Annotated in this window: 4 protein-coding genes; all 4 read right to left on the bottom strand. The window is 64.4% G+C overall.

Annotated features, from left to right (window positions below; translation table 11 throughout):
- On the bottom strand, positions 1–625 hold a 625-nt coding region (locus Q0996_RS06190), incomplete at its 3' end, for a Gfo/Idh/MocA family oxidoreductase (RefSeq protein ID WP_299616933.1).
- Between the two features lie 75 nt (positions 626–700).
- Positions 701–1,801, bottom strand: coding sequence for an ABC transporter ATP-binding protein (locus tag Q0996_RS06185; RefSeq protein ID WP_299616932.1), 1,101 nt, complete (start codon positions 1,799–1,801; stop codon positions 701–703).
- A 19-nt stretch (positions 1,802–1,820) separates the two neighbouring features.
- Positions 1,821–2,702 carry a carbohydrate ABC transporter permease gene (locus Q0996_RS06180; RefSeq protein WP_299616934.1) on the bottom strand — a complete coding sequence of 294 codons (882 nt, stop codon included), beginning with the start codon at positions 2,700–2,702 and terminating at the stop codon, positions 1,821–1,823.
- A gap of 5 nt (positions 2,703–2,707) precedes the next feature.
- Positions 2,708–3,021: carbohydrate ABC transporter permease (locus Q0996_RS06175; RefSeq protein ID WP_299616931.1), on the bottom strand; the 314-nt coding region annotated here is incomplete at its 5' end.

The raw sequence follows: 3,021 nt of genomic DNA, 5'->3' as shown, positions 1-3,021 counted from the left end.
AGGCATCGGGGATCGCGCCGCCGGCGCGCTGGATCACCAGGTCCCCCTCGATCCAGTCCGGCAGGCCGAAGAGCTGCAGGGCCTGGTCGATCAGGTGGGCGCCGAGATCGTAGTGGATGCCCACGCCGGGGGCCGGCTTTTCCTGCCAGCGGTCCCCCACCTCGGCGCGGTAGAATTCGAAGTGCGCGCGGTAGTTCCGGATTTCACCCAGCTCCCCCGCCTCGATCAGCCGCCGAAGGGTCAGGAAGTCCGAATCCCAGCGCCGGTTCTGGAAACAGGTGGCGATGCGCCCGGCCTTCGCCGCCGCCGCAATCACCTGATCGGCCTCCGCCGCGCTGGGCGTGAAGGGCTTGTCGGAGACGACATGCTTATCCGCCGCCAGGGCCGCCAGCATCAGAGCCGGATGGGTCGGGCTCGGCGTTGCCAGCACCACCAGATCCACTGCTGGATCGGCGAAGAGTTCGGCCGGGCTGGGGTGCACCGTGACCTCGGGATGATCGGCCAGCACCTTGGCGCTGTCCGAAGAGGCGACCGCCACGAGATCGACCCCCGCCGCCGCAAACAGCGGCGCATGAAACACCTTGCCGGCCAGGCCGTAGCCGACCAATCCAACTTTAAGCGCCATCGTCGTTTTCGCTCTCCGAACTCGAGGTTGTTTCGACTTGCGTCGAAAGCGGCGCCAGCCCGCTAAGTCTACACATCAGTTGATCCGCATCTCGGTTTGCGGATCGAAGAAATGCACCTTGTCCATGTTGAACGCCAGCGGCACCCGGTCGCCCGGTGCGATCCGCTCGCTCGGCCGGACGCGGGCCGTCACCTCTTTCTCGCCCATGCGGGTGACGATGAACTTGTCGGCGCCGGTCGGCTCGACCACGTCGATCCCGCATTCCAGGGTTTCGATGGCGCGGGCCGAACGGTCGGCGCTGGAAACGTCGGTCACGTCTTCCGGACGCACGCCGAAGACGATGTCCTGGCCGGCACGGGCCCGCAGCGCCTCCGAAGGCTCCGCAAGGGGCAGACTGAACTCGCCGATTCGCACCGCCGTGGTGCCATTAGCCTGCTGCAGGCTAGCGGGCATGAGGTTCATGGTGGGCGAGCCCATGAAATCGGCGACGAAGATGTTGGCCGGATTGGCATAGACCTGCTCCGGCGTGCCGACCTGCTGCAGGATCCCGTCCTTCAGCACCGCGATCTGGGTGGCCAGGGTCATGGCCTCGATCTGGTCGTGGGTGACGTAGACGATGGTGGTACCGAGCGCCTGATGCAGCTTCTTGATCTCCGTGCGCATATCGACCCGCAGCTTGGCGTCGAGGTTGGAGAGCGGCTCGTCGAAGAGAAAGACCTGGGGTTCGCGCACCAGGGCGCGGCCCATGGCGACGCGCTGGCGCTGGCCGCCGGAAAGCTGACCGGGGCGCCGCTTCAGCAGGGGTCCGATCTGCAGCATCTCGGCCACCTTGGCCACGGCCGCATCCCGCTCGGCCTTTGGCACGCCGCGCATCTCCAGCCCGAAGGCGATGTTCTCGGCCACGTTCATGTTGGGATAGAGCGCATAGGACTGGAACACCATGGCGATGTCGCGCTGCGAGGGGTGCAGATCGTTCACCGGCCGCCCGGCGATGCTGATCTCGCCGGCGGTGATGGTTTCCAGGCCGGCGATGGTGTTCAGCAGGGTCGACTTGCCGCAACCCGACGGCCCGACCAGAACCAGGAAGCCGCCTTCCTCGATGGCGATGTCGATACCTTTCAGCACATCGACGCTGTGAAAGGATTTACGAAGGTCGCGTATTTCCAGAAAAGCCATGAGACTACCCCTTGTCCCCTTACCCTTTTACGGCGCCGGCCATCAGCCCGCGCACGAAGTAGCGGCCCGACACGATGTAGACGATCAGTGTCGGCAGGGCCGCGAGAATCGCGCCGGCGAAGTGAACATTGTACTCCTTAACGCCGGTCGACGAGCTGACCAGATTGTTCAAGGCCACTGTCATCGGCTGGCTGTCGAAATCGGCGAAGGAAGCGCCGAACAGGAAATCGTTCCAGACATTGGTGAACTGCCAGATGACCGTGACCACGATGATCGGGCCGGAAGACGGCAGCAGAATGCGCCGGAAGATCCGGAAGAAGCCGGCACCGTCGATGGTGGCGGCGCGGATCAGTTCGGTCGGAAAGGCGTCGTAGTAGTTGCGGAAGAACAGCGTCGTGAAGCCCAGGCCATAGACCACATGCACCAGCACCAGGCCGCCGGTGGTGCCGGCGATCCCCAGCGTGCCCAGGATCCGCGCCATGGGGATCAGCACGATCTGAAAGGGAATGAAACAGGAGAAGAGCATCAGCCCGAAGACGATGCGGTGGCCGGGGAAGCGCCACTTGGTCAGCACGTACCCGTTGATGGCGCCGAGGAAGGTGGAGATCAGTACCGCCGGTACCACCATGACGATGGAGTTGAGGAAGTAGGGCGAAAGGCCGGTCGGCTCCACCCCGATCTGCGCCTCCCCCCAGGCCTGCACCCAGGGGGTGAAGGTCAAGACCTCAGGCAGCGCCAGCATGTTGCCGGAGCGGATCTCGTCCAGGGGCTTCAGGGAGTTCACCACCATGACGAAGAGCGGCAGCATGTAATAGACGGCAAAGAGGATAAGCACGGCATAGATCGCCGCGCGGGCGATCACGACACTGCGCAAGGCCGTCTCGCTGCTGCTGCCGCTCATCACCGTCATGTCTTCTTCTCCCGCAGCTCGCTGTAGAGATAGGGGATGATGATGGAGGCGATCATCATCAGCATGATCACCGCCGAGGAGGCGCCGACCCCCATCTGGTTGCGGGTGAAGGTGTAGGAATACATAAAGGTCGCCGGCAGTTCGGTCGCCCGTCCGGGGCCGCCGTTGGTCAGCGCGATCACCAGGTCATAGGCTTTGATCGCCAGATGGGCGAGGACGACGAAGGCGGAGAGGAAAGCCGGGCGCAGCATCGGGATGACGATGCGGCGGTAGAGCTTCCAGGCCGAGGCGCCGTCGATCTGCGCGGCCT

The sequence above is a fragment of the Pelagibius sp. genome (assembly GCF_028289705.1).
Lineage (GTDB): Bacteria > Pseudomonadota > Alphaproteobacteria > Kiloniellales > Kiloniellaceae > Pelagibius.
This window is presented reverse-complemented; position numbering and strand designations above follow the sequence as displayed.